The organism is Bacillus sp. HMA207, assembly GCF_003402455.1.
Lineage (GTDB): Bacteria > Bacillota > Bacilli > Bacillales > Bacillaceae_G > Bacillus_A > Bacillus_A cereus.
The window spans coordinates 109,347-132,945 of the sequence record NZ_BEZT01000001.1 but is presented as its reverse complement, the minus strand read 5'-3'; the positions used below and the strand labels follow the sequence as shown (position 1 = coordinate 132,945).

The window sequence follows — 23,599 nt, the reverse complement described above, 5'->3', positions numbered from 1 at the left end:
GGAGCTTATGTCTAAAAAATTAGTAAAGCCTATTTTAAATGGTATTTTATTTCTCGCCGTCTTTTTATTTGCTCATACATACTTAAAAAATGTTTCCTTCACACGTTATTTACTTGTCGTTATACCAATGTTACTCGTTGGTATATTCGGTATTGATCTTATTTTATCTATTTTAATTAAGAAAGAAGAATAACGAGCGGACATCTTATTTCTATAAGATGTTCTTTTCATTTCATAATCACCTTATGTTACAATAAACTTCGGCATAACGTAAGAAAGGATGAAACAACATGACAAACGAAAAAGGTTTAGATAAAGGATATGAACTTGTTGCAAAAATGCATGAAGTATTCGGACATCCTGTAACAAATACTCCAACAAAATTAACAGAAGAGCGTGCAAAAATCCGTGCAAGTTTTATGCAGGAAGAACTGGAAGAATTTCTTGAGGCAACGACTGTTGAAGATCAATACGATGCACTAATTGATCTTATCTACTTTGCATTCGGCACGTTTGCCGAAATGGGCGTACGTCCTGATAAAGGATTCGAAATTGTAAACAACGCCAACATGGCAAAACTATTCCCTGATGGGAAGCCTCGATTCCGTGAAGGCGACGGTAAGATTCTAAAGCCAGAAGGCTGGCAAGCACCGGAACCACAACTTCGTGCTGAAATTGAACGTCAGCGTCAAGAAGCTGAAAAAAACTGCTAGGATTTCCTAGCAGTTTTTTATTATGGCTTTTTTTCTGCCAATCATTAATGACCCACGTGCCCTGCGTGTCCTGCTGCTCCACTAATACTAGCTGCTCCTGCTGCTGCCCCTGCTCCTCCTGCTCCAATTCCACCTGTCCAAGGAGAAGATTGTTGCTGTTGTTGATATTGCTGATATTGTTGGTGTTGTTGGTGCTGTTGGTGCTGTTGACCTTGGTGACCTTGGTGACCTTGGTGACCTTGGTGACCTTGGTGTCCATGATGACCATGTTGACCCTGATGAGTTTGATAAAGAACAGCCTGTGGATGTATATGATGGTGGCCGTGGTGATGTACTTGTTGTTGATGATGTCCATGTTGACCTTGGTGGTGATGGTGTCCATGATGATCATGTTGACCTTGATGAGTTTGATAAAGAACAGCCTGTGGATGTATATGGTGGTGGCCGTGGTGATGTACTTGTTGTTGATGATGTCCATGTTGACCTTGGTGGTGGTGATGGCCATGTTGACCTTGGTGGTGATGGTGTCCATGATGATCATGTTGACCTTGATGATGATGGTGTCCATGATGACCGTGGTGGCCTTGATGGTGATGATGGCCATGATGGCCATGTTGACCGTAAAAACCTTGTGGATAACCACCTACTCCACCTGCCACAACACCTACTCCCGGTACAGGAAATCCTGTCTGTACTCCTCCAACGAAAGATGGAAATGCAGTTGGTACACCTACTGGTACTCCTCCCGCTGCTCCGCCAACAAATGTTGGGATTCCAGTTTGCACTCCGGCTACCGATGATGGAAATCCTCCTGTTAATGTTGGAATTCCAGTTTGTACACCGGCTACTGATGTGGAAAAACCTCCAGGTGTTCCGCCCATCCAGCTCGGAATTCCACCGTATCCTTGTTGTCCTCCTCCCATTAACATCATTTGTTCATAACTATCCGATCCACCCCCGAAGAAACCATGTGGTGCATTATTGTCCATCCCTTTCATTCCTTTCACCTCTTCTACTCAATTTAGCCTACCTTTTTTATCATATTTCCTATAGAAGAATAGGTGTTTGTCTGTATTGGAATTCCGCTCTTTTATTTGTACGTAGTGGAATAATTGAAAACTTAAACTAAGGTGATCCGGAGATTATTTTCTACACAAAAAAGCTCAGAGCATAAATACTCTGAGCTTTTTACTTAAAATAAATTAGTTTGCAACAACGTTAACAAGTTTTCCAGGAACAACAACTACTTTACGTACTGTTTTCCCTTCAATTTGGTCTTGAATTGCTTCAAGTGCAAGTTGTTCCATTTCTTCTTTTGATGCGTCTTTACTCATTGTTAGTTTTGCGCGAACTTTACCCATAACTTGAACAACAATTTCAACTTCATCTTCTACAAGTTTAGACTCATCAAATGTTGGCCAGCTTGCATATGTGATTGTTTCATTGTATCCAAGTTTGCTCCATAGCTCTTCCCCGATATGAGGTGCAACTGGTGCAATCATTTTTACGAAACCTTCTACATATTCTCTTGGAAGTGTTTCAGCTTTGTATGCATCGTTGATGAATACCATCATTTGAGAAATCGCTGTGTTGAAGCGAAGCTCTGCATAGTCTTCTGTTACTTTCTTCACTGTTTGATGGTAAGCTTTTTCAAGCTCTTTATTTGGTGCGTCAGTAATTTTCTCACTTAATTCACCGTTATCTTGAACGAATAGACGCCATACGCGGTCTAGGAAACGACGAGCTCCGTCAAGACCATTTTCAGACCAAGCAATTGAAGCATCTAATGGTCCCATGAACATTTCGTATAGACGAAGTGTATCTGCACCGTGGCTTGCTACGATATCATCAGGATTTACAACGTTACCTTTTGATTTACTCATTTTTTCGTTGTTTTCACCTAGAATCATACCTTGGTTGAATAATTGTTGGAATGGCTCTTTCGTTGGAACTACACCGATATCGTATAATACTTTATGCCAGAAACGAGCATATAGTAAGTGAAGTACGGCATGTTCTGCACCACCGATATAAATATCAACTGGAAGCCATTGTTTTACTTTTTCAGGATCTACAAGTGCTTCGCTATTGTTTGGATCGATGTAACGTAGGTAGTACCAGCAGCTACCAGCCCATTGCGGCATTGTGTTCGTTTCACGACGACCTTTTTTACCAGTCTCAGGATCAACAACATTTACCCACTCGTCAATGTTAGCAAGTGGTGATTCACCTGTACCTGAAGGACGGATGTTTTCTGTTTTCGGAAGAACTAATGGTAATTCCTCTTCTTTCACAGCTGTCATTGTACCATCTTCCCAGTGAATTACTGGAATTGGTTCACCCCAGTAACGTTGACGGCTGAATAACCAGTCACGTAGACGGTACGTGACTTTTTGATTTCCTGCGCTCGTTGCTTCAAGCCATTCAATCATTTTTGCGATTGCTTCTTCTTTATTTAATCCATCAAGGAATGCTGAGTTTACGTGTGCACCATCACCTGTGTACACTTCTTTCGTAATATCTCCGCCTTTTACAACTTCCTTCATTGGAAGATTAAATACTGATGCGAATTCATAGTCACGCTCATCGTGAGCTGGAACTGCCATTACAGCACCTGTTCCGTAAGTTGCAAGAACATAGTCAGCGATCCAGATTGGTAATTTCTCACCGTTTACTGGGTTAACTGCGTAAGCACCAGTGAATACACCAGTTTTCTCTTTCGCAAGTTCTGTACGCTCTAGGTCACTCTTCATTTTTACAGCGTTAATGTAAGCTTCTACCGCTTCTTTTTGTTCTGCTGTTGTAATTTCTGCAACAAGTGCATGTTCTGGAGCTAGTACACAGTATGTTGCACCAAATAATGTATCAGGGCGCGTTGTGAAAACTGTGAATTTCTCGTCTGTACCATCGATGTTGAAGTGTACTTCTGCACCTTCAGAACGACCGATCCAGTTACGTTGCATATCTTTTAAGCTTTCAGGCCAATCAAGCTCATCTAGATCTTCTAATAGACGATCTCCGTAAGCTGTAATTTTTAACATCCACTGTCTCATCGGACGACGCTCAACTGGATGTCCACCACGCTCACTCTTACCGTCAATGATTTCTTCGTTTGCAAGTACTGTACCAAGTGCTGGGCACCAGTTTACAGGTACTTCATCAACGTAAGCTAAGCCTTTTTCAAATAGTTTTAGGAAGATCCATTGCGTCCACTTATAATAGTTTGGATCTGTTGTATTTACTTCACGGTCCCAATCGTAAGAGAAACCTAATGATTTAATTTGGTTACGGAACGTATTAATATTATGCTCTGTAAATTCAGCTGGGCTGTTTCCAGTATCAAGTGCATATTGCTCTGCTGGAAGACCAAATGCATCCCATCCCATTGGATGAAGAACGTTATATCCTTGCATACGCTTCATACGAGATAAAATATCTGTCGCTGTATAACCTTCTGGATGTCCTACGTGTAAGCCTGCACCTGATGGATATGGGAACATATCTAGTGCATAAAATTTTGGTTTTTCTGTCTCATCTGGCGTACGGAATGTTTTATTCTCTTCCCAGTACCCTTGCCACTTCTTCTCAATTTCTTGATGATTAAAGCTCATGAGATACCCTCCTTGAAATTCTATTTATTTTCACCGCCCAAAATACAAAAAACCTCTCATCCCTAGAAAGGGACGAGAGGTTATAGATTCCCGCGGTACCACCCTAAATTAATGTACAAATATACATTCGCTTAGATCCGTAACGTGGATTAACGGCAATTGCTACTATTAGTTTCACAACTGCAACTCAAAGGCGAGTTCATAACAAAACGTGGATTGACTTGCACCGACCGTCAACTCTCTAAACCAGCTTCTATTACTACTACTCCTTCTCACTGTTATTACACATATAAGTTAAGTGAACTATCCTTCACTTAGTATCTCTTAAGAGCTTACTTAAAGCGAGGACTTCTCGGTTAATCGTTACTCTTAATAACTAACGAATTCATCTTAAGACAGCCGAGCTATCTCCCTTGTTCTAAAGGTTGTTTTATTTAAATATATTCTAAAACATGTTACATGTTCCGTCAAACTAAACTGCAATTTTTTCTTCAACTGTTTCTTCTACTTTTACTCGTTTATCATAAATGCTCGTTGCTATAAGCGCTACTACAAGCATTACCATGATTGCTATAAACAATACTTCCATATTGTATAAATCCACAATTGCTCCGCCAACGACCGGCCCGAACATTTTCCCTACAGTCGCCGCACTATTTACAACCCCTTGATAAAACCCTAATTTATCTTTTGGTGCAAGTATATTTGCAATCGTTGGAACCGCAGGCCATACAAATAACTCACCTATTGTTAATGTTACCATCGCAACGAGGAACATCGTAAATTGCTGCGCTTGGCTTAACACAATGAATGACGCCGCAAAAATGAAAATCCCAATCATAATTTGCTGTTTTAAAGAACGCTTCATCCAACGAATTAGCATACTAACAAGTGGCTGCGCACAAACAATCATCGCTCCGTTTATCGTCCATAATAAACTATAGTGACGAAGGCTAATATTCAATTCTTGCATATGTGTTGCAATCGCTCCTTGCCACTGTACGTATGTAACCCAGCATAAAGCATATGCTACACACACGATAAGAAGTGCTTTAAATCCAGGTGTAAGTGACCACCCTTTTTTCGTTTCGACTTCTTTTTGCACTCCTGGCTCTTTCTTGTCTTCCATACCGCGGAATCCAATAAAAGCAATTAAGAAGAAAACAAAGTATAAAATAAAGTTCGCTAAGAAAATATAATCAAAACGATACGATGCAACTAATCCACCACATGCTGTTCCGATCGCAATACCAACATTTTGTCCAACGTACATCGCATTAAATGCCCGTCTTCCGCCTTCTGGCCAAACCGTACCAACCATCGCATACATCGATGGGAAGACCATTCCAGAACCGAAGCCGATTAACGCTAGCCACACAACATATAACGGCCAACCGTGGAAGAACACAAGACCTAAAATCGATACAAGTGTAATCACAATCCCTACTAAAGTTGATTTATAACCGCCCCATTTATCAAATAAAACACCGCCGAGCAAGTTTCCGATTACACCAGTAAGCGAATTGATCATTAATACCATTCCGGCCACAGATAAAGATTTTCCTAGGTGATCATGCAAATAAATTGTATTAAAAGGCCATAAAAAAGAAGCACCCGTGACATTAATAATCATCCCAGCTACTAATAGCCATACTTTCCTTGGCATAGTTTCCCCTCCTATTCTATTTTTTTCGTTCATATATATAACAGTAAAATTGTAGTCGTTTTTAAATAGGAAGGCAACTGATTAATAGTTGATGAAATTCAGATAATGGTTTTGCGATCAATGAAATTATACTGATTGCTTCTTGGATTATATCAGCGATTATTAAAATATATCGACTTACCGACAAAAAATGACAACAGTAACAATGTATAAAGAGGCTGCATGAACTTCATGCAGCCTCTTTATACTATCCAACTTCCTTTTCTCGCTTCGCACGTTCTTTAGCACTCCATTTAAACACCTTATCTAGTAGCGAGTATATTCTCCCAGACTCTTTCGTTAATAATGGTCCTAACGATGCCAATATTAAAACATATAAAGCGGAGAACGGTTTAATCGCTGCCATTAAGCCGCCCGCGATTCCAATATTCGCGACGATAATGGAAAATTCTCCGCGTGATACAAGTGTTAAACCGATATTCGTAGAAGCCTTATGCGATAACCCAGCTTTACGCCCCGCAACCATTCCAGCAGTAAAATTACCGATAAGAGTAACGAAAACTGCTCCTAATGCCAACCACACTGCTCCTCCAAGTGAAAATGGGTCTATACTTAAACCGAAGCTGAAAAAGAATATAGCTCCAAAGAAATCACGAAACGGAACAACGAGCTGTTCAATTCGATCACTATGCTCTGTTTCAGAAAAGACGAGCCCCAATAATAATGCTCCAATCGCCTCCGCGACATGAATCGTTTCTGAAAATCCTGCTACAAAGAACAAAATAGCGAATATTACGATAATAAAAATTTCATTGGACGAAATATCTAACATTTTATTTAAAAATCGTGTAGCTTTTCTAGCAACTACAAAGAATAGTAGCATATACCCTACTGCGATTAAAATAGATGTAAGAGCCCCTACAAGTGACGTTGCCCCTCCGAGTACTAATCCTGAAACGACTGATAAATATACGGCTAAAAAGATATCATCAAACATAATGATTCCTAAAATTAGCTCCGTCTCTTTATTACCAGATCTTCTTAAATCAACAATTACTTTCGCAACAATTGCACTCGATGAAATTGTTATAATCCCAGCAATAATTAATGTTTCTAATAAGGGGAAACCCATTATATATCCGTAAATTAAACCTAATATAAAATTAAGCGATATATGAACAGTTCCCCCAAAGGCAATTGATTTTCCTGATTTAATTAATTTTTTAATTGAGAATTCTAAGCCTAAATAGAATAAGAGGAATATAACGCCAACACGGCCGAGGAAGGAAATAACTTCTCCGCTTTCAATAAATCTTAAATCGATAAGCCCTAAATCTGGCGCATGTGGCCCCACTAGCATACCGAGTATAATGAGAAACGGAATAATCGAGAACTTTAACTTTGCAGCGAGAATAGCTGCAAAAGCGACTAATACTAACGCAGTCCCAACTTCAAAGATTAAAGTATCCATCGATTATGAATCCCCTCCTACTGAAAGCAACTCATTAATAATTCTTTTTACTTCATGTCTTTCGCCTGATAGTACGAGCATATCGCCAGCTTCAATGATAGAATCTGGGCCTGGATTAAAGAACTTCTTCATATTCTTTTTCAAAATGGCAATAATCGTTACGTTATATGTGTTTCGGACATGTAAACTACCAATTGTTTTTTGTACGACTGGTGCATTATTTTCCACCTTAAACCACTCAATTGATAATCCTTCAAAGGCCATTTCAATCGTATCTAAAGCTTGTGGTCTATATACCATTCCGCCCAATATAGCTGCAATTTGTCTCGCTTCGGAATCACGAAGCGAGACGCTTGAAATACTCTCCTCATGATCAGCATCAAAATGGTACATTTCTCTTCGGCCATCATCATGAATAACGATAACCATCTTTTCATTACCTTTTGTAATCACTTCAAACTTACATCCAATACCCGGCAGTTCACTCTCTCTAATATTCATATTTTCCGCCTCCTAATTTTTTTAGTTACGGCTTTTATAAATCGACATCAATCTCCGTTTTAAAGGTCTCATCCTTTGAAATACCTAAATACTTTAGCGTCTCTGATGGAGTCGCGTGATGAAAATGTTTTTGCAACAGCGCAATCGCTATCCCTCTTTTGTACGCATGAAATCCGAACGTTTTTCGCATTGAATTCGTTCCGATCTTACCAACAACTCCAACTGCTTCTGCAGCATTATGAATTACACGATACGCTTGTTGGCGCGTAATTGAATTTGGCGTTTTATTAGATTGAAATACGTAATTTTCTCTTTTAACGCCAATAGATTGTACGTAATCTAAAAGCGCTTCTTTTACTTTTGTATTTAAATAAATATCTTGTTTAAATTTTTCATCTTTCACAGGAAGAGTATAAAACTCTTTAACAGTCCCATCTTCATTTAATACATCTTCAAATTTCATGCTAAGTAGTTCTGTAATTTTTAATCCTGTGTTAATTCCAATAACAAATAAAAGATAATCTCGCTGGGAGTGCTCTTTTAAATATTTTTTCATAGCCTCAATTTGGCTTATATCTTTTAATGCCTCTACAACTTCCATACATGTATTCTCCTCATCTTATGAACGGTAATTTTCTCATTATGTTGTCCATTTTACCTTATCATGCTATGAGATTTCCATGTGTTATCCATTATTTTCACAATATACTCAGGTGGTTCTGAAAACTTTCAATGTGGAAACTTACGATTGTATAAATACGTTGCGGTAAAAAATGTGGGGATAAAAGTTCAGCTTCTTTCTACAGATTGGATTCCTCCTTTCCTTATACAGCTACTTCTACTTTTATATTACGTTACTTATTTGCATTATATTATATATTTCAGTAACATTAAAGTGTTTTTTCTGAAAATAATAAAAACCGAGCGTTTTTGCTCGGTTTTTATTATTAATCTTCTTTCGGAAGAACAATTCCTTTATACAATTGAACTGTAATGAAGTAATAAATCGCATAAATAACTACGAAAATTACGATTGGTACCCAAATACGGAAGTACGGATCAATTAAAATAAATCCGAAAATATTCATACCAACTAATACGTGAGCGATACCCACAATTGCTGGGAATAAGAATACTAAGAATAACTCTTTATAAATTGATTTTGTTAATAACTCACGGCGCACACCAATTTTACGGAGCATTTGATAACGCGTAATATCTTTTGATGCACCAGAAAGAATTTTAAACATAAGACAGCTTGCCATCATTGCTAAGAACGCAATTCCAAGGAAGAATCCCATAAACACTGTTCCACTCGCAACGCCGTATAACATGTCGTAAGTTTGATATTTACTATTTAATCTTTCAGCTTTTACATTTTTATATTTATCTAGCTGCAACTCGTCAAGTTTTTTCCATTCTTTTGTATATGCTAAGAAATCATCTGCTTTTCCGATAAATGCTATACCTTCTTTACCATTTATCCCATCATACATTTTTTGATCTACAATTTTAATTGCATGATCTTCGTATATATAATATGGATGAATTGTGCTAAAAGCATCGACCCATTCTTCTGGAAGTTCTTTAGCGTTCGCATCTTTTTCATTCATTTCTCTAGAAACTGCGCCTACTGGTAATTCCTGTGAAGCCTTCTTCGTATTTACTAAATCCTTCATCGACTTCATATTTGTCATATCTTTTACGAAAGGACGATTTTTCTCTAAATCTTCTTTTACATAGTAAACGTATTTATCATCTACTTTGTAACGATATTCGCTTTTCTCTTTAAATGTAATACCGTCTAAAATTTTCTTTTCTTCAGCTGTTGGATTATGAACTACTGAATCATAGATTACTAAACCATCTACCATTTTTATAACGTTATTTTTAAATGCCATACCACCTGAAATTGCACCAGCTCCAAGAGCAACTAACATCGCTACTGTCGCAAGTACTTTCGTTAAGCTATTAATACGGAAATTTAATTGTGCAAATGTAAAAGCGTTAAGTCCTTTTTCACTACGCTTTTTATTACTTTTTAACTTTTTAATAATGACTGGGAGAAGTGAGCCAAATAGCATGTAAGTACCAGCTGTCGTTGTAATTAATGCAATAAGGATTCCCATTTCTCTTAGTTTTTCCATGTAAATCATTGATGCATAGCCAATGCCTAATAAAATAACCGCAAGGAATGCAACTAAGCCTGTCATTTTTCCTTTTACCGCAACACGTTCTGTTTGTGCATCTGCATGTACAAGTTGCAATACAGAAATACGTGATAACTTAATACTGTTCATAATTGCTGATAGTACAAATAATGCAAAGAAGAAGATACAAGTAACAGTCATAGATGGCAGATAAAATGCTTTATAGCCTTCACCAGCAAATTCTAATTGTTTCATTAATAATTGACCGATACCTTCTGCAAGTCCTACACCAACTGTAATACCGATTGCAAGAGACGCGGCGCCTAATACAATTGTCTCAATAAACATAAGTAATGTAACTTTATGCTTTTTTGCTCCTAACATCATATACATACCAAACTCTTTTTGACGAAGAGATAGTAAGAAAGAGTTCGCATACAAAATATAGAAGAACGTTATGATTGCTAGTAAAAATGAACCTGCTTGGAATACAAATCCGATTGATTTAATCACTGAATTAGATTCAAGAAATGATTCATTTAGTGCTAACGTTTGAAACATATAAAAAATTGAAATCGACATGACAAGACCAACAAGTAAGACGATGTAATCTTTTAGCTTACTCTTTAGTCCTGACATGGAAAGTTTGAATAACATGCTCTAGAACCTCCTTTCTTACGCTTTTTGTGTGCCTAAGTCCGCAAGCACATCTAAAATTTCTTTATAAAACTCTTCACGTGTACCGCCGCGGTGAATTTCTTTATATAGCTCACCATCTTGAATGAATAAAATACGCTGACAGTAACTTGCACTGTATGGATCATGTGTAACCATCATAATAGATACGCCTTGATCTTTATTTAAGTTTGTCATCGCATCAAGTAAACTCGTTGCATTTTTAGAATCAAGCGCTCCTGTTGGCTCGTCCCCTAAAATAATTGCCGGCTCATGCACTAAAGCACGCGCTGCTGCCGAACGTTGCTTTTGCCCACCAGATACTTCAGATGGGTACTTTTGAAGTATTTCTGTAATTCCTAACATATCCGCTACTTTCTCGACTTTTGGTCCAATGTTACGTGATGGAACACCTTGCAAGGAAAGTGGAAGTGCAATGTTTTCATAAATAGATAAGTTTTCTAACAAATTAAAATCTTGGAAGATAAATCCTAACTTTTGTGAACGGAAATCTGAAAGCTCACCTTGCTTCATTTTTGTAATATCCGTTCCTGCAATTTCAACAACGCCGCCCGTTGCTTTATCTAACGTTGAAATTACATTTAATAATGTCGTTTTACCAGAACCAGATGGTCCCATAATTCCAACAAACTCGCCCTCTTGAATTGAGAATGACACACCTTTTAACGCATGTGATTGGTTCTCACCTTTTTTACCGTACACTTTTTGAACGTTTTTCACGTCTACAACTGGTTTCGTCATATATATCCTCCTACGCTTGTTTTTCCATTACCTATTTTGCGCCTTTTGGAAGTGAACTGCTATTTGTTAACATTACATTTACCTTACACTTTTGTAATATAAAAAAGGTGTACTTGTAAGCTTGGCTGTTAATACTAGTTCACATTTCGGCATAGTAAATCGGTAAATGAAATTATATCGGCGCAACTACAAAAGCTGAAAATAAAAATAGGCTGTTCCACAAAAAGAACAGCCCACTTCTCTCTTTATTTCTTTAAAGGTGTTACCGTCCAGTACGTAATAACACGCCAAATCCATTCTAATGGACCCATTTTAAAGATTTTCATCCAAATTACACTAAACACAATTTGAATTGCATAAATTGCGATACATACATATAGCGTCTGCATGTATGTTAAGTTACCTGCAAAGTTAAATACACTACCGGCAATTAAAATCATTGCCGTTTGTCCGATATAATTTGTTAAAGCCATACGACCGTAGTATTTCAATGGTGCTAATAATGTTTGAACTGGTTTTAACTGAAGTAATAAAATTAATGCTCCTACATAGAAAGCTGAAATAATTGGTCCAACAGTAATACCAATTTTTAGAAACTGGCTTGCAGCATCCATTGTTCCGTCTTCATTCATCAATATCATATTTACAAATGGGTCAGCAGGCACGTGTCCATATTGATACCATACAGCTGCCACACTTAAAACAAACATAATGCCTGTAAAAATAGCGACTTGCTTTATGTTTTTTGAAAGATTTTCAAATACACGATATTGTCCTGCAGCAAGACCTAATAAAATTAAACCAAGTGGTAATAGTTCTTTAACACCCATTACACTAAAGGCTATTGTCAAAATAAGACCAATTACTAAGTTCACTTGTTTTTTCGCTTTATAAAACGGTAAAACGATTAATCCGCAAATTGCATATAACGTTAACGCTTCTCCAGGCTGAAACATGTAATGAATCAAACCAAAAATAAATAATGCAACTACGCGGCGGAAAAATAGAACATATCCATTTTTCCCTTTCGCAATCGCTCTTGTAATGAAGATATAGAATCCCACTCCAAATAAGAATGAGAAAATCGAGAAGAAACGACCTTCTACAAATAAGTATAGAAACCTTTGATAGCTAGCATCTACTGTATTAGGATCTGGAATTTTAATATGAAGTAGTGCTAAAATATTTACTAAAATAATCCCCAGTAATGCGAAGCCACGAATGTAATCTAACTCATCAATTCGTTTGTTTGTAATATTGTTCCCCATAAAGCAGCTCCTTGTCCAAAATTTAATCCTCCCTTACTCTACTGGAAAAGTAAGCTTACAACTATCGGCAAACCTTACAGGAATCTTACATTATTGTCATATAACAAAACAAAACCAGGTCATATTGCGACCTGGTTTACTCTGATTGCTTTGATCTTTGAGGTTGTCCTTTTTTACTGTTACGCTGTTTCACTTGAACAATCGGATCAAGTTCATTCGAAAATTCAGCGTTATGTCCATTTTGTGTTTTTTGTTCTGGGTTATTTTGATCTGAACGTTTCGCCATTACATTCACTCCTTATTAGTGCGGTGTAATAATCATTTGATGTTGCAATTGGCGAATTGCCATACGCGCTCTATTTAACTGCTCACGTTGCTCATCATTCGCATGTTGTTGCATCGTTTGTAAATCGTTATATGCTTGTTCTAATTGCAACTGGGCATCCGAATACTCCATCGTATTATAATGCTCTTGTCTCATGCCTTGTTCTAATTGTTCTTTCGCATATTCCACCGCTTGTTCCGCTTGTGTAATATACGATTCAAGTGATTGACGCTCTGCCATAATTGTCCCTCCTTGCTTCAATTCCCCTTTAGTGTGTCCCTTCCTTATGAACCTTATGAGTATGTTATAATGGATTTTGTGTTATTTTGACTCGGCTTAGGAGGGAAAGTAATGAAGGTTCAAAACCCTTTTCCATATACAAACGACAATAAACGTTATCATACATGGAATTACCATTTACGAAATGAATTTGGTGAAAAAATCTTTAAAGTTTCATTAGATGCTGGCTTCGATTGTCCGAACCGTGACGGTACAGTTGCTTATGGCGGTTGTACATTTTGCAGTGCTGCTGGATCTGGTGACTTCGCTGGCGATCGCCGCGATGATGTTATAACGCAATATCATGAAATGAAAGAAAAAATGCGCTCAAAGTGGAAAGACGGAAAATGTATCGCTTATTTCCAAGCGTACACAAATACACATGCACCACTTGAAGTGTTAAAAGAAAAATTCGAACCGCTTCTAGCAGAAAAAGACGTTGTCGGTCTTTCTATCGCAACTCGTCCAGATTGTTTACCGGACGATGTTGTTGAATATTTAGCGGACTTAAATAAACGCACGTACCTTTGGATTGAACTCGGACTACAGACCGTTCATGAACGTACTGCAAACCTTATTAATCGCGCTCATGATTATCCTTCTTACGTTGAAGGTGTAAATAAATTACGTAAGCATGGCATTCGAGTTTGCTCTCATATTATTAACGGTCTTCCTCTTGAAGATTACGACATGATGATGGAAACAGCTCGTGAAGTAGCGAAACTTGACGTACAAGGAATTAAAATCCACTTACTTCATTTATTAAAAGGAACGCCAATGGTGAAGCAATATGAAAAAGGACAACTCGAATTCCTTTCTCTTGAGGATTACGTAAGCCTCGTTGTTGACCAACTTGAAATTATTCCAGAAGACGTAATTGTGCACCGCATCACAGGTGACGGTCCGCCTGATTTAATGATTGGCCCAATGTGGAGCTTAAATAAATGGGAAGTTTTAAATTCCATCGATGCAGAATTTGTACGCCGCGGAAGCTGGCAAGGAAAATATGCAAATGAGGAGAAACAAAAATGAAATTAGAACGTGTATTACCGTTTGCTCGTACTCTCTTGCAAACGGCAGTAAAAGAAGGCGATTACGCTGTAGATGCAACTTTAGGAAACGGGCATGACACTTGCTTCCTAGCTGAAATCGTTGGAAATAACGGAAAAGTATTTGGATTTGATATTCAAAAAGAGGCGATTGAAAGCTCAACAACTCGTCTAAAAGAAAAAAAACTTTTCGAACGTACTGTTTTAGTTCACGATAGTCACGATACACTTCTATCCATATTACCAGGAGATGCAAAAGGAAAAGTAACAGGTGCAATTTTCAACTTAGGTTACCTTCCTGGCGGAGACAAACATATCGTCACAAAACCGAACTCAACAATCTCGGCGATCGAGCAATTATTAGACGTAATGGCGCCTGAAGGTATCATCGTCCTCGTCATTTACCACGGACATCCAGAAGGACGAGTAGAACGCGACGCTGTACTTAAATTTGCCGAAGAACTAGACCAAAAACAAGCTCACGTACTGCGATACGGCTTCATTAACCAGCAAAATAATCCGCCATTTATTGTGGCGATTGAGAAGCGATAATATATCAACGATTTTTCAATTATATCTATCGTAACTCGGGATATATCAACGATTTTTTCGATATATCTATCATAACTTACAATATATCAACGATTTCTCGGATATATCGATTGTTCGACAAAACATAAAAAAAAGACGTGCACTCACTGCACGTCTTTTTTTATTCTCCTATATAATGGATGTAAACATTCTTAAAGGAGACGAAACAATGATTGGAATACTAGCAGGAATGGGACCAAAATCAACTGGACCATTTGTCGATACAGTTGTAGCAATGTGCCAAACAATATACGGAGCAAAGCATGATATGGACTTTCCTCATATGATGATTTATTCGTGCCCAACACCGTTTTACATGGATCGGCCTATTGATCACGAAACGATGAAAAAAGCGATTATTGAAGGAGCACAAAAACTTGAAAGTACTGGCGTAAGCTTTATCGCTATGCCGTGCAATACGGCGCATCTTTATTTCGAGGAATTACAGCATTCTCTGTCCATTCCGATTTTAAATATAGTCAATGAGACGTTACAAGCAATTCCTAAAAATACAAAAAGAGTCGCTCTTCTCGCAACAGAAGCGACAGTTCAAGCTGGTATTTATCAAGACGGGATTGCAAAACGGAATATAGAATACATTCATTATGAAAAATGGCAAACGATGATTAATCAAATTATTACGTATATTAAAAGCGGAGAAGTTGAAAAAGCTCACAAATTATGGAGCGCGCTCGTTGTGCAGTTGAAGGATGAAGTAGATACCGCAATTATCGCATGTACTGATTTGAATGTTGTGGCTAGTGAGAATTTTGTTGATTCTTCTCAATGTCTTGCGAAAGCGGTTGTTAGGATGTACTTATCAAATATAAAGAGATCTTCATAAACATAGAAAACACTCCTTCTAAAATGTGTTTTATGTTTAATAAAAATCCCACAAACTTTTAACTTTCTTCACAATTCTTTCAAAGTAATCACACTTAATCTCGCTATATTAAATAAGTAGTTATTCATATAGGGAAGGTTAGGGGAACTGAAAGTATGAAAGTAAATCGTTCGCTTCATTACATTTTTTGGCGTTGGCATTTTTATGCTGGTCTTTTTATTACGCCGCTTCTTATTACGTTGTCACTGAGCGGAATTGGGTATTTATTTCGGGAGGAAGTTGAAGATTTCATCTATAAAGATTTATATTTTGGGAAGAGTGCTCAAACAGAATCTATTTCGATGTCTGATTCTATTTCCTTAACAGAGAAAAAATATCCACATTATAGCGTGGCGAAAATTAGTGAGTTTAATGGGGATTATAATACGAGACTTACGATTGCAAATGAGTATACTGGACAACAAAAATATGTGTATTTAGATAGTAATAATCAAATTGTTGGAGATCAAAATGCAAGTGAAACGTTTGCCAATATAATGAGGGAATTACATAGTTCTCTTTTAGTTGGTGGCACTGTCGTAAACTATACTGTAGAACTCGCGGCATGCTGGACAATCTTTTTAATCATAACCGGATTGTACATGAGTATACGCCAATTCAAAAACACACCATCATCCAATAAGCGAGAAAAAGCAAAAAGACGTCATTCTATTATCGGTATTATATTTACAATTCCTCTCTTTCTGCTAGTCGCATCTGGATTGCCATGGTCAGGATTTATGGGGAATCAAATTTATAAAATTGCATCGTCAAATGAATCACTCGGATATCCAAAATTGTACATGGCACCGCCTGAATCAAAGGTAAAAGAATTGCCGTGGGCAACAAGAAAAGAAGCTCCTCCTGAATCGAATTCAAATGAACCGAAAGTAATTTCTGTCCATGAATTACAAAAAGGAATTGAAATAAAGAAGCCATATGTTATTTCACTACCAGCTGATCCAAAAGGTGTATTCACTGTTTCAAAATCGAGCGGTTCTGGTATTACAGGTATGCATGTTGCACCAAATGAAGAGATAACAGCTTACTTTGACCAATATAGCGGGGAACTCATTTCCAAAACGGACTATCGTGATTATGGATTACTTGCACAATGGTTCACTTACGGTATCCCACTTCATGAAGGACATTTATTCGGATGGCCAAATAAAATATTATGCTTACTAACGACATTATCTCTACTACTTCTCATTTATTACGGAATAAAAATGTGGTTAGCAAGGAAGCCGAAAGGAAAATTAGCAGCACCACCAAAGCAAAGAGATAAGAAAAGCATAATCGTTTTCTTTATCATGATGGTTATACTAGGCGCTGTCATGCCTTTATTCGGGCTATCTGTTTTAGTGATTTTTGCGATTGAACTTCTTATATATGTATTTTCAAAAATACGATCATAATGAAAAGAAAACCACTCTACATGAGTGGTTTTCTTCATCACTGCGCTGTTTTTTTTCGGTACATCTTCCCGTTCCAATAGAAGAAGCGTGAAGTGAGGCCTCCGTACTTTACAATGCGCCGTGCCATTTTGTGCATATTCTTTTGTGCTGATACTTTTTGATCTGATAAATAAATACCAAGTAACCCTCGGCTTATGAGACGATGAAACTTCGCATGAGGCAAATCACCAATGCTCTTCTCCGCTTCTTCTACAAAGTGTTTCATCCGATCTAATATCGCTTGCTCGTTTTCGTAATAACTACAGAAATTCAAATCTCCGCCTATACGGTCTTCTTCTTGATCAATGAAATAATCAAGTAAGATATGAAGTCCTTGTACGTAAGGGAAGTACCCTTGTCTAATTTTCGCAATATCTTCATCATGTAACTCATCATGAAATGCATATGCGACAAGACAGAAAATTCCAAGTGTAGAACCGGCACATGCTGAAAATTCAAACCAACTCATCTCAGGTAAGTTTTCTTTATGTGCTTCAAACCAATTTTTCAGGCGCGGCTCTCTTTCTTCTAATTTCACGTGTTTATGAATTTGCAAATCACAATAATAACAAGCAAGTTCATGAAGAACAGGAGCAATTTTGTCATAGTGCTTCGTTTTCTTTAAAACATCTTGGCATGTTTCAACAAGTTCATCTAAATAACCACCATCATCTTGATCATCACGATAACGATAATAATTACCGCCACCTTCTACTTCAGGTGATAATGCCATTAACATCGATTCATGCAGTGCGGCAAAATCATTTGGATCAAGTGATGTACTGCGATCACATAAATTATCTAAATAGTCGCTGATCGTTTGATACGCTACGATAAAACGAATACATTCTTCTCGGTGCTCATTTGCTAGCAGAGCTAAAATGCCACCGCCCTCACAATGAAACGTTTTATGCTCAATACTTGCGATTGCCTGACTATGAAGCTCATCATTCGGAATATGGTAGGCACGCTCTTTCCACATCGCTAGCTCATGGTGTACAACCGGAAACACATCACGGTATACTTTCGCCATGAGCGTTATGGGATTACTCGGTACGTTCACTTCTTCCTTCATCTCCTCTATTAAATGTACAAATAATGATTTATTTGTTTGTTTTTACTATATTATTGACATGCATTTCAGTAAATGACTGAATATAACTCAAAATTTCATCACGCTCATACTCATTTAATAACTCGTGATAACAATTCGGCCATTCTTTAAAAGCCTTATCACTTATTTTAACATTATCAAACCAAGTGCGGACACGTGTTTTATCTACAAGTTTATCCTCACAAGCTTGCATTAGCAAGAGCGGAACATCCGGAAAATCATCTATTTTTTTATGAGCAATTTCGATAGACTTAATCAATTCACTATACCAACGTACTGATACTTTGCGCAAGAACAAAGAATCATTCTCCATTGCATCTCTCACTTCGTGGTTACGTGTTGACATTTCCACCGTAAGATTCGTTGCAAATTGCAATTTTGGAGCCACAACATTTAATATTTTTGAAGCAAGTTGAAGCGGAGCAGAGGGTCCAGTCACTACCCCTAAACAAGGCGAACTCAAAATAATACCCTCTACATCTTCTCTCTTCGTTTCTTGCATCATACGAATGACAATAAGACCACCCATACTATGACCGAATAGAAAAATAGGTAACCTATACTTTCTTGCTTCTTTCACCCATAGTTTAACTTCCTCTATGTATTCATCAAATGAATCAATATGTCCTCTATTTCTTGAAGTCGTTCCATGTGACGGAAGATCCCCCATCACGACGTGGTAGCCGATATGATTCCACATTTCCGCAACGGCTTCGTAACGTCCGTGATATTCCATTGCGCCGTGCACAATAACAATGACAGCCTTTGCTTCCTCCGCTTCATAATTCCACATACGGCTCTCCTCCATTTCACTCTTTCTCATAATTTGATACACTAAAACTAGTCTCTAGGAAAGGAAGACTTTACATGATATATCCTTACAAAGAAAAAAAACCGAAAATTGCGAGTAGTGCTTTTATCGCTGACTATGTTACGATTACAGGCGATGTTTACGTTGGCGAGGAATCAAGTATTTGGTTTAATACGGTCATCCGTGGTGATGTGTCACCAACGATCATTGGAGACCGAGTAAATGTACAAGACCAATGTACACTCCACCAAAGCCCTCAGTATCCTCTTATCTTAGAAGATGATGTTACAGTTGGGCATCAAGTTATTTTACATAGTTGTCATATTAAAAAAGATGCTTTAATTGGAATGGGATCCATTATATTAGATGGTGCTGAAATTGGCGAAGGAGCTTTTATCGGCGCTGGAAGCCTCGTTTCACAAGGAAAGAAAATTCCACCAAACACGTTAGCTTTCGGTCGTCCCGCGAAAGTCATTCGTGAATTAACAGCAGAAGACCGTAAAGATATGGAGCGTATTCGCACGCAATACGTTGAAAAAGGTCAATATTATAAATCATTACAGAAGTAAATTTCCGCTGCCATACGATTGGCAGCTTTTTTTATATAAAATCTAACTTTTTCTTTACAAAACATTATTACTCCCTCAACAAAATCTTATTAAAATAAAAGCTAATATCTCCATATATATGTAAACGAGGGAGGAGAATTTTCATGAAGGTCAGTGGATTATATAAAATAGAATGTTACATTTTCAAAGGAATTAATCGCTACTTTGATCAAAAAACATTAAATATCTTTTTCAGCAATATTACTCATATCGGTGGCGCGACTTTCTCCATCGCACTCACACTTTTCTTTTTGATTTTCGCAAAGGGAACTTTGCATCAAGCTGCAATTGCAACTGCTATTTCTTTAGCAATTAGCCATATTCCTGTACAAATATTAAAAAGATGGTATCCACGAAAACGTCCTTATTTAACAATTCAGGATGCAAAATATCCAGTCCATCCATTAAAAGACCACTCTTTCCCGTCTGGTCATACAACAGCCGTTTTCTCTGTCTTCATTCCATTTATTTGCTATAATCCAAGCTTACTTGCTTTCCTATTACCGTTAGCATTATGCGTTGGTATTTCACGTATTTATTTAGGACTTCACTATCCGTCAGATGTATTCGTCGGTATGTGCCTTGGCACTTGCTCTGGCATCATCTCTTTTTATCAATTCATCCCACTTTTCACATAAAGGAGTGATATGATGAGAGTCGCCATTTTTACCGATACTTTTACGCCACAAGTTAACGGGGTTGCGAAAACGTTAGAGCGATTAACACGATATTTTCAGAAAGAACAGATCGCCTATTCTGTTTTTGCCCCTCAGCATACAGCTGAAGATAATTTTGTAGCGAATGTGAATAAGATGAGAAGTATCCCGTTAACAATATTATATCCAGAATGTCGTTTTTCTTTTCCTACTCCGCGCATTAAACGGGAACTACTTTCCTTTAAACCTGACATTATTCACATTGCCACACCTTTCAACATGGGACTTTGTGGATTGTATTATGCAAAAAAGTTAAACATCCCAGTTGTCGGTTCTTATCATACTGATTTCGATGCCTATTTACGTTATTACAAAATCGAATTCCTCTCCAATATGCTGTGGAACTATTTAAAATGGTTTCATAGTCATATGCAAAAAAATTTTGTACCCTCTCCTGAAACATTACATCAATTAAAACATAAAGGCTTTCAGGCCCTCTCTATTTGGGGACGTGGTGTAGATTGCAATCTCTTTCATCCATCTTACAATACAGACCTATTCCGAAAAAAATATAATATTACAGCGAAGTACGTCCTTTCCTATGTTGGACGGATTGCTCCTGAGAAAGATATTGATACGTTGCAAAATCTTATCGTTAAATCAGCACATACTCGAAGCGACATTCATTGGCTTATAGCAGGAGACGGTCCTCTAGCAACAAGTTTACGTGAAGCTGTTCCGAAAACAAATATCACTTTTACTGGCTATTTACAAAGTGCAGATTTAGCTGAAGCATATGCTTGTTCTAACATAATGGTATTTCCATCAGCTACTGAAACATTCGGAAATGTCGTACTTGAATCACTCGCATGCGGTACACCTGTTATTGGTGCAAATAGTGGCGGGGTTAAAAATATTATTACAGATGGAAAAACGGGAGTTCTTTGTCCGCCTAAAAATGAAGATGCATTTCTATCATCCATTTATTTTTTATTACAAAATGAAGAAAAACTTGAGCAGATGGGAATAGCAGCTTCATCTTTTGCGAAATCAAAGAGCTGGGATGAGATCTTTCGTGGCTTGCTTAACCAATATGAAGAAGTCCTTCAGCATAACGCATCAGAGTTGCTTGCTTAAATAGAAAAACTCCCTTCAAAAAAACGAAGGGAGTTTATTACATGGTCATAAATTTTAGTTTAATAAATGATACATAAGGTTAAGCATTGTTTTATTTCTATATTAATTATATCAAAAATAAACATAACTAAACAGACTTGTAATAAAAACCCATAAAAATTAATATATGGTTATACAGTATTTTAACTGTATAATGATTTTAAGAATTCCCCTTAAAATCAACTTACTCACATACCTTTATACAGCAATTGTTCCCCAATTCTGTATATCAAAAAAACCTTTCATTCATTTGAAAGGTCTTTTTGAGCCTGCCCATATTCTTCTTTCGTATTTACATTTATAAACCAATCCGCATTCGCTTGTACATCTTCTCCAGAAACATACTTCACATTACATTGTGATAAAAGCTGCCCCATACTTCTTTTTTCTTCCTGAAGTAAAGCATAAATCTTTTCTTTCACGCGGTTATGATACGCCGCAAGTAGCGGTTGTTTTCTTCCATTAATAATAGGTACAACCGCATCATATTCATTGTTCGTTTGCTCCAGTAAAATGGTAAACCATTCATGCGAAACATTTGGCGCATCGCAAGGCATAATAGCATACCAATCTGCTTCTATGTATTCCATACCTGATACAATGCCGGCAAGCGGTCCATTTCCTTTATAGTGCGGAATGTCTTCTATAACAGGTACTTGTACGAATTGCTCTACTCGCTCTTTTATATCAGTATGGCTAATTACTACAATGTCTTGCAAAGTATTTCCCATCACTTTCACAATATGCTCAACAAAAGTAGTTCCCTTCCAAATTGCTAACGCTTTCGGCTCACCGAATCTACTCGACATACCACCTGCTAATACAATTCCAGCATACTTACTCATTGGCGATGCAGCTCAAATGTAATATGACCTAATTCCGGTAAAATTAATTTATTCATCGCAAGGCGAACCGCTCCGCTAGACCCTGGCATCGAGAAGACTACTTTGCGCCCAATTGTACCACCAATCGCTCTACTTAACATTGCGCTGCTTCCGATATCTTCTAAATAACTAATCATACGGAACAGCTCACCAAATCCAACAATTTCTTTATCTAATAACGCTGATACTGCTTCAATTGTGACATCGCGTTTCGTAATACCAGTACCGCCATTTGTTAATATAACATCTACATCTTCCTTATGATAACCAGCTAACACTGCTTGCTGGATACTTTCTTTATCATCTTTTACAATTTCATAAGAAGTTACTTTATGTCCCGCTTCTTTTAACAATTCATGTAATAGTTGTCCGCTCTTATCTGTTTCTTCCGTACGTGTATCGGAAATCGTCACGATCTTGCAACGCACTTCTTTTGGAGCTTGTTTTTTATGTTCAGTTACACTCATTTTTTATCTTTCCTTTCTTAAAGACTTTTCTTCATTTTATCATACATACCTTTACACAATTATGTATGAAGCCAATCATGCGCCATGATACAATATAAGTATACTAACCCACAAAAAGGAAAGTGCACTTTCTTATACTCCTAGACTACACATCTTTAGCTACTCTTTATATTTTCTACATAATAGAATTCAATTTTAAAACTTGTACTAAAAAATAAATTGGAGGTCTACATAGTATGGAACTTTATAAAAAATTAACAACAACATTTATCCTCTTATTCATCGCTTCAATCACTGTCGGCTTTTCCTTAAAAGGCGCAATTCCATACGCTACATTAGTAAGCATTATATTCGCGACACTATTTTTACTAAGCAGTGCATTTTGCGCAGGTAAAGCACGTCAAATGAAAGGTTGATTACATATGTTCCAGAAGAAACCAATCCTTTGTAAATCATGTGAAAAGGAAATACAAAAGGAGGAC

At 37.3% G+C, this 23,599-nt stretch carries 25 protein-coding genes and 1 other annotated feature; of the genes, 10 read left to right on the top strand and 15 right to left on the bottom strand.

The genetic code is table 11. The annotated features are described in order from the left end of the window. Positions 1–7 precede the first annotated feature (7 nt). Both HMAS_RS00825 and HMAS_RS00820 read left to right on the top strand, forming a co-directional pair. Positions 8–193: a hypothetical protein gene (locus HMAS_RS00825; RefSeq protein ID WP_000038775.1), complete on the top strand. Its 186-nt coding sequence runs from the start codon at positions 8–10 to the stop codon at positions 191–193. Between the two features lie 97 nt (positions 194–290). Then, positions 291–713, top strand: a complete 423-nt coding sequence (locus HMAS_RS00820; RefSeq protein WP_000180554.1) for a hypothetical protein — start codon at positions 291–293, stop codon at positions 711–713. A 44-nt stretch (positions 714–757) separates the two neighbouring features. Here HMAS_RS00820 and HMAS_RS00815 read toward each other — a convergent pair whose 3' ends face one another. The 11 genes from HMAS_RS00815 to HMAS_RS00760 all read right to left on the bottom strand — a co-directional run bounded on the left by HMAS_RS00815 (position 758) and on the right by HMAS_RS00760 (position 13,382). Continuing rightward, positions 758–1,711 (bottom strand): hypothetical protein, encoded by a 954-nt coding sequence (locus HMAS_RS00815; RefSeq protein ID WP_116344666.1) that lies wholly within the window; start codon positions 1,709–1,711, stop codon positions 758–760. Positions 1,712–1,915: 204 nt separating this feature from the next. Then, the gene (gene leuS, locus HMAS_RS00810) at positions 1,916–4,324 is read right to left on the bottom strand and encodes a leucine--tRNA ligase (RefSeq protein ID WP_000009462.1); all 2,409 of its coding nucleotides are present in this window, start codon (positions 4,322–4,324) and stop codon (positions 1,916–1,918) included. Between the two features lie 65 nt (positions 4,325–4,389). Continuing rightward, positions 4,390–4,609: a binding site (T-box leader), on the bottom strand. Between the two features lie 187 nt (positions 4,610–4,796). After that, complete coding sequence (locus HMAS_RS00805) at positions 4,797–5,990, bottom strand: MDR family MFS transporter (protein ID WP_001137561.1); 1,194 nt, start codon at positions 5,988–5,990, stop codon at positions 4,797–4,799. Between the two features lie 247 nt (positions 5,991–6,237). Beyond that, on the bottom strand, positions 6,238–7,461 hold the full coding sequence (locus HMAS_RS00800; protein WP_116344665.1) for a cation:proton antiporter: 1,224 nt from the start codon (positions 7,459–7,461) through the stop codon (positions 6,238–6,240). A gap of 3 nt (positions 7,462–7,464) precedes the next feature. Next, positions 7,465–7,962, bottom strand: a complete 498-nt coding sequence (locus HMAS_RS00795) for a cation:proton antiporter regulatory subunit (protein WP_001026053.1) — start codon at positions 7,960–7,962, stop codon at positions 7,465–7,467. 34 nt (positions 7,963–7,996) lie between these two features. Continuing rightward, positions 7,997–8,563 carry a tyrosine-type recombinase/integrase gene (locus HMAS_RS00790; RefSeq protein WP_000454210.1) on the bottom strand — a complete coding sequence of 189 codons (567 nt, stop codon included), beginning with the start codon at positions 8,561–8,563 and terminating at the stop codon, positions 7,997–7,999. A 346-nt stretch (positions 8,564–8,909) separates the two neighbouring features. Next, positions 8,910–10,769, bottom strand: coding sequence for an FtsX-like permease family protein (locus HMAS_RS00780; RefSeq protein ID WP_000897764.1), 1,860 nt, complete (start codon positions 10,767–10,769; stop codon positions 8,910–8,912). 18 nt (positions 10,770–10,787) lie between these two features. Continuing rightward, on the bottom strand, positions 10,788–11,549 hold the full coding sequence (locus tag HMAS_RS00775) for an ABC transporter ATP-binding protein (RefSeq protein ID WP_000165844.1): 762 nt from the start codon (positions 11,547–11,549) through the stop codon (positions 10,788–10,790). Positions 11,550–11,794: 245 nt separating this feature from the next. Beyond that, on the bottom strand, positions 11,795–12,817 hold the full coding sequence (locus HMAS_RS00770; protein ID WP_044307046.1) for a DUF418 domain-containing protein: 1,023 nt from the start codon (positions 12,815–12,817) through the stop codon (positions 11,795–11,797). Positions 12,818–12,953: 136 nt separating this feature from the next. Continuing rightward, positions 12,954–13,103, bottom strand: a complete 150-nt coding sequence (locus HMAS_RS00765; RefSeq protein ID WP_001129341.1) for a hypothetical protein — start codon at positions 13,101–13,103, stop codon at positions 12,954–12,956. A gap of 15 nt (positions 13,104–13,118) precedes the next feature. Next, positions 13,119–13,382: a YtzC family protein gene (locus HMAS_RS00760; RefSeq protein WP_000840871.1), complete on the bottom strand. Its 264-nt coding sequence runs from the start codon at positions 13,380–13,382 to the stop codon at positions 13,119–13,121. A 111-nt stretch (positions 13,383–13,493) separates the two neighbouring features. Between HMAS_RS00760 and HMAS_RS00755 the strand changes: the two genes are divergently transcribed. The 4 genes from HMAS_RS00755 to HMAS_RS00730 all read left to right on the top strand — a co-directional run bounded on the left by HMAS_RS00755 (position 13,494) and on the right by HMAS_RS00730 (position 17,362). Continuing rightward, complete coding sequence (locus tag HMAS_RS00755; protein WP_000868027.1) at positions 13,494–14,453, top strand: TIGR01212 family radical SAM protein; 960 nt, start codon at positions 13,494–13,496, stop codon at positions 14,451–14,453. Continuing rightward, positions 14,450–15,022 (top strand): class I SAM-dependent methyltransferase, encoded by a 573-nt coding sequence (locus tag HMAS_RS00750; RefSeq protein WP_000764499.1) that lies wholly within the window; start codon positions 14,450–14,452, stop codon positions 15,020–15,022. The genes HMAS_RS00755 and HMAS_RS00750 overlap by 4 nt, the downstream gene beginning before the upstream one ends. Before the next feature lie 208 nt (positions 15,023–15,230). Continuing rightward, the gene (locus HMAS_RS00740) at positions 15,231–15,905 is read left to right on the top strand and encodes an aspartate/glutamate racemase family protein (RefSeq protein WP_044307043.1); all 675 of its coding nucleotides are present in this window, start codon (positions 15,231–15,233) and stop codon (positions 15,903–15,905) included. A gap of 155 nt (positions 15,906–16,060) precedes the next feature. Beyond that, the gene (locus HMAS_RS00730; protein ID WP_046393039.1) at positions 16,061–17,362 is read left to right on the top strand and encodes a PepSY-associated TM helix domain-containing protein; all 1,302 of its coding nucleotides are present in this window, start codon (positions 16,061–16,063) and stop codon (positions 17,360–17,362) included. A gap of 37 nt (positions 17,363–17,399) precedes the next feature. Here the strand turns inward: HMAS_RS00730 and HMAS_RS00725 are convergent, their stop codons facing one another. Both HMAS_RS00725 and HMAS_RS00720 read right to left on the bottom strand, forming a co-directional pair. Beyond that, complete coding sequence (locus HMAS_RS00725; RefSeq protein WP_001102461.1) at positions 17,400–18,464, bottom strand: tetraprenyl-beta-curcumene synthase family protein; 1,065 nt, start codon at positions 18,462–18,464, stop codon at positions 17,400–17,402. Between the two features lie 40 nt (positions 18,465–18,504). After that, positions 18,505–19,308: an alpha/beta hydrolase gene (locus HMAS_RS00720; protein ID WP_044307041.1), complete on the bottom strand. Its 804-nt coding sequence runs from the start codon at positions 19,306–19,308 to the stop codon at positions 18,505–18,507. 74 nt (positions 19,309–19,382) lie between these two features. Between HMAS_RS00720 and HMAS_RS00715 the strand changes: the two genes are divergently transcribed. From HMAS_RS00715 to HMAS_RS00705, 3 genes are all read left to right on the top strand, one after another. Then, positions 19,383–19,895 (top strand): gamma carbonic anhydrase family protein, encoded by a 513-nt coding sequence (locus HMAS_RS00715; RefSeq protein WP_000640188.1) that lies wholly within the window; start codon positions 19,383–19,385, stop codon positions 19,893–19,895. Positions 19,896–20,038: 143 nt separating this feature from the next. Next, positions 20,039–20,572, top strand: coding sequence for a phosphatase PAP2 family protein (locus HMAS_RS00710; RefSeq protein WP_000868582.1), 534 nt, complete (start codon positions 20,039–20,041; stop codon positions 20,570–20,572). 12 nt (positions 20,573–20,584) lie between these two features. After that, complete coding sequence (locus HMAS_RS00705) at positions 20,585–21,727, top strand: glycosyltransferase family 4 protein (protein ID WP_001261646.1); 1,143 nt, start codon at positions 20,585–20,587, stop codon at positions 21,725–21,727. A 281-nt stretch (positions 21,728–22,008) separates the two neighbouring features. Here HMAS_RS00705 and HMAS_RS00700 read toward each other — a convergent pair whose 3' ends face one another. Further along, positions 22,009–22,611 carry a molybdenum cofactor guanylyltransferase gene (locus HMAS_RS00700; RefSeq protein WP_000049595.1) on the bottom strand — a complete coding sequence of 201 codons (603 nt, stop codon included), beginning with the start codon at positions 22,609–22,611 and terminating at the stop codon, positions 22,009–22,011. Continuing rightward, a complete protein-coding gene (locus HMAS_RS00695) occupies positions 22,608–23,117 on the bottom strand; it encodes a MogA/MoaB family molybdenum cofactor biosynthesis protein (protein WP_000117123.1) in 510 nt (169 codons plus the stop codon). The genes HMAS_RS00700 and HMAS_RS00695 overlap by 4 nt, the downstream gene beginning before the upstream one ends. Positions 23,118–23,353: 236 nt before the next feature. Here HMAS_RS00695 and HMAS_RS00690 point away from each other — a divergent pair, with 236 nt between their 5' ends. Then, positions 23,354–23,533, top strand: coding sequence for a hypothetical protein (locus HMAS_RS00690; protein WP_000424797.1), 180 nt, complete (start codon positions 23,354–23,356; stop codon positions 23,531–23,533). The last annotated feature ends 66 nt before the right edge of the window (positions 23,534–23,599 follow it).

Bases quoted from the DNA above. Each gene is read 5' to 3' on its own strand.
- HMAS_RS00825 (WP_000038775.1), top strand. From the start codon at position 8: ATGTCTAAAAAATTAGTAAAGCCTATTTTAAATGGTATTTTATTTCTC.
- HMAS_RS00820 (WP_000180554.1), top strand. From the start codon at position 291: ATGACAAACGAAAAAGGTTTAGATAAAGGATATGAACTTGTTGCAAAA.
- HMAS_RS00815 (WP_116344666.1), bottom strand. From the start codon at position 1,711: ATGAAAGGGATGGACAATAATGCACCACATGGTTTCTTCGGGGGTGGA.
- leuS (WP_000009462.1), bottom strand. From the start codon at position 4,324: ATGAGCTTTAATCATCAAGAAATTGAGAAGAAGTGGCAAGGGTACTGG.
- HMAS_RS00805 (WP_001137561.1), bottom strand. From the start codon at position 5,990: ATGCCAAGGAAAGTATGGCTATTAGTAGCTGGGATGATTATTAATGTC.
- HMAS_RS00800 (WP_116344665.1), bottom strand. From the start codon at position 7,461: ATGGATACTTTAATCTTTGAAGTTGGGACTGCGTTAGTATTAGTCGCT.
- HMAS_RS00795 (WP_001026053.1), bottom strand. From the start codon at position 7,962: ATGAATATTAGAGAGAGTGAACTGCCGGGTATTGGATGTAAGTTTGAA.
- HMAS_RS00790 (WP_000454210.1), bottom strand. From the start codon at position 8,563: ATGGAAGTTGTAGAGGCATTAAAAGATATAAGCCAAATTGAGGCTATG.
- HMAS_RS00780 (WP_000897764.1), bottom strand. From the start codon at position 10,769: ATGTTATTCAAACTTTCCATGTCAGGACTAAAGAGTAAGCTAAAAGAT.
- HMAS_RS00775 (WP_000165844.1), bottom strand. From the start codon at position 11,549: ATGACGAAACCAGTTGTAGACGTGAAAAACGTTCAAAAAGTGTACGGT.
- HMAS_RS00770 (WP_044307046.1), bottom strand. From the start codon at position 12,817: ATGGGGAACAATATTACAAACAAACGAATTGATGAGTTAGATTACATT.
- HMAS_RS00765 (WP_001129341.1), bottom strand. From the start codon at position 13,103: ATGGCGAAACGTTCAGATCAAAATAACCCAGAACAAAAAACACAAAAT.
- HMAS_RS00760 (WP_000840871.1), bottom strand. From the start codon at position 13,382: ATGGCAGAGCGTCAATCACTTGAATCGTATATTACACAAGCGGAACAA.
- HMAS_RS00755 (WP_000868027.1), top strand. From the start codon at position 13,494: ATGAAGGTTCAAAACCCTTTTCCATATACAAACGACAATAAACGTTAT.
- HMAS_RS00750 (WP_000764499.1), top strand. From the start codon at position 14,450: ATGAAATTAGAACGTGTATTACCGTTTGCTCGTACTCTCTTGCAAACG.
- HMAS_RS00740 (WP_044307043.1), top strand. From the start codon at position 15,231: ATGATTGGAATACTAGCAGGAATGGGACCAAAATCAACTGGACCATTT.
- HMAS_RS00730 (WP_046393039.1), top strand. From the start codon at position 16,061: ATGAAAGTAAATCGTTCGCTTCATTACATTTTTTGGCGTTGGCATTTT.
- HMAS_RS00720 (WP_044307041.1), bottom strand. From the start codon at position 19,308: ATGTGGAATTATGAAGCGGAGGAAGCAAAGGCTGTCATTGTTATTGTG.
- HMAS_RS00715 (WP_000640188.1), top strand. From the start codon at position 19,383: ATGATATATCCTTACAAAGAAAAAAAACCGAAAATTGCGAGTAGTGCT.
- HMAS_RS00710 (WP_000868582.1), top strand. From the start codon at position 20,039: ATGAAGGTCAGTGGATTATATAAAATAGAATGTTACATTTTCAAAGGA.
- HMAS_RS00705 (WP_001261646.1), top strand. From the start codon at position 20,585: ATGAGAGTCGCCATTTTTACCGATACTTTTACGCCACAAGTTAACGGG.
- HMAS_RS00700 (WP_000049595.1), bottom strand. From the start codon at position 22,611: ATGAGTAAGTATGCTGGAATTGTATTAGCAGGTGGTATGTCGAGTAGA.
- HMAS_RS00695 (WP_000117123.1), bottom strand. From the start codon at position 23,117: ATGAGTGTAACTGAACATAAAAAACAAGCTCCAAAAGAAGTGCGTTGC.
- HMAS_RS00690 (WP_000424797.1), top strand. From the start codon at position 23,354: ATGGAACTTTATAAAAAATTAACAACAACATTTATCCTCTTATTCATC.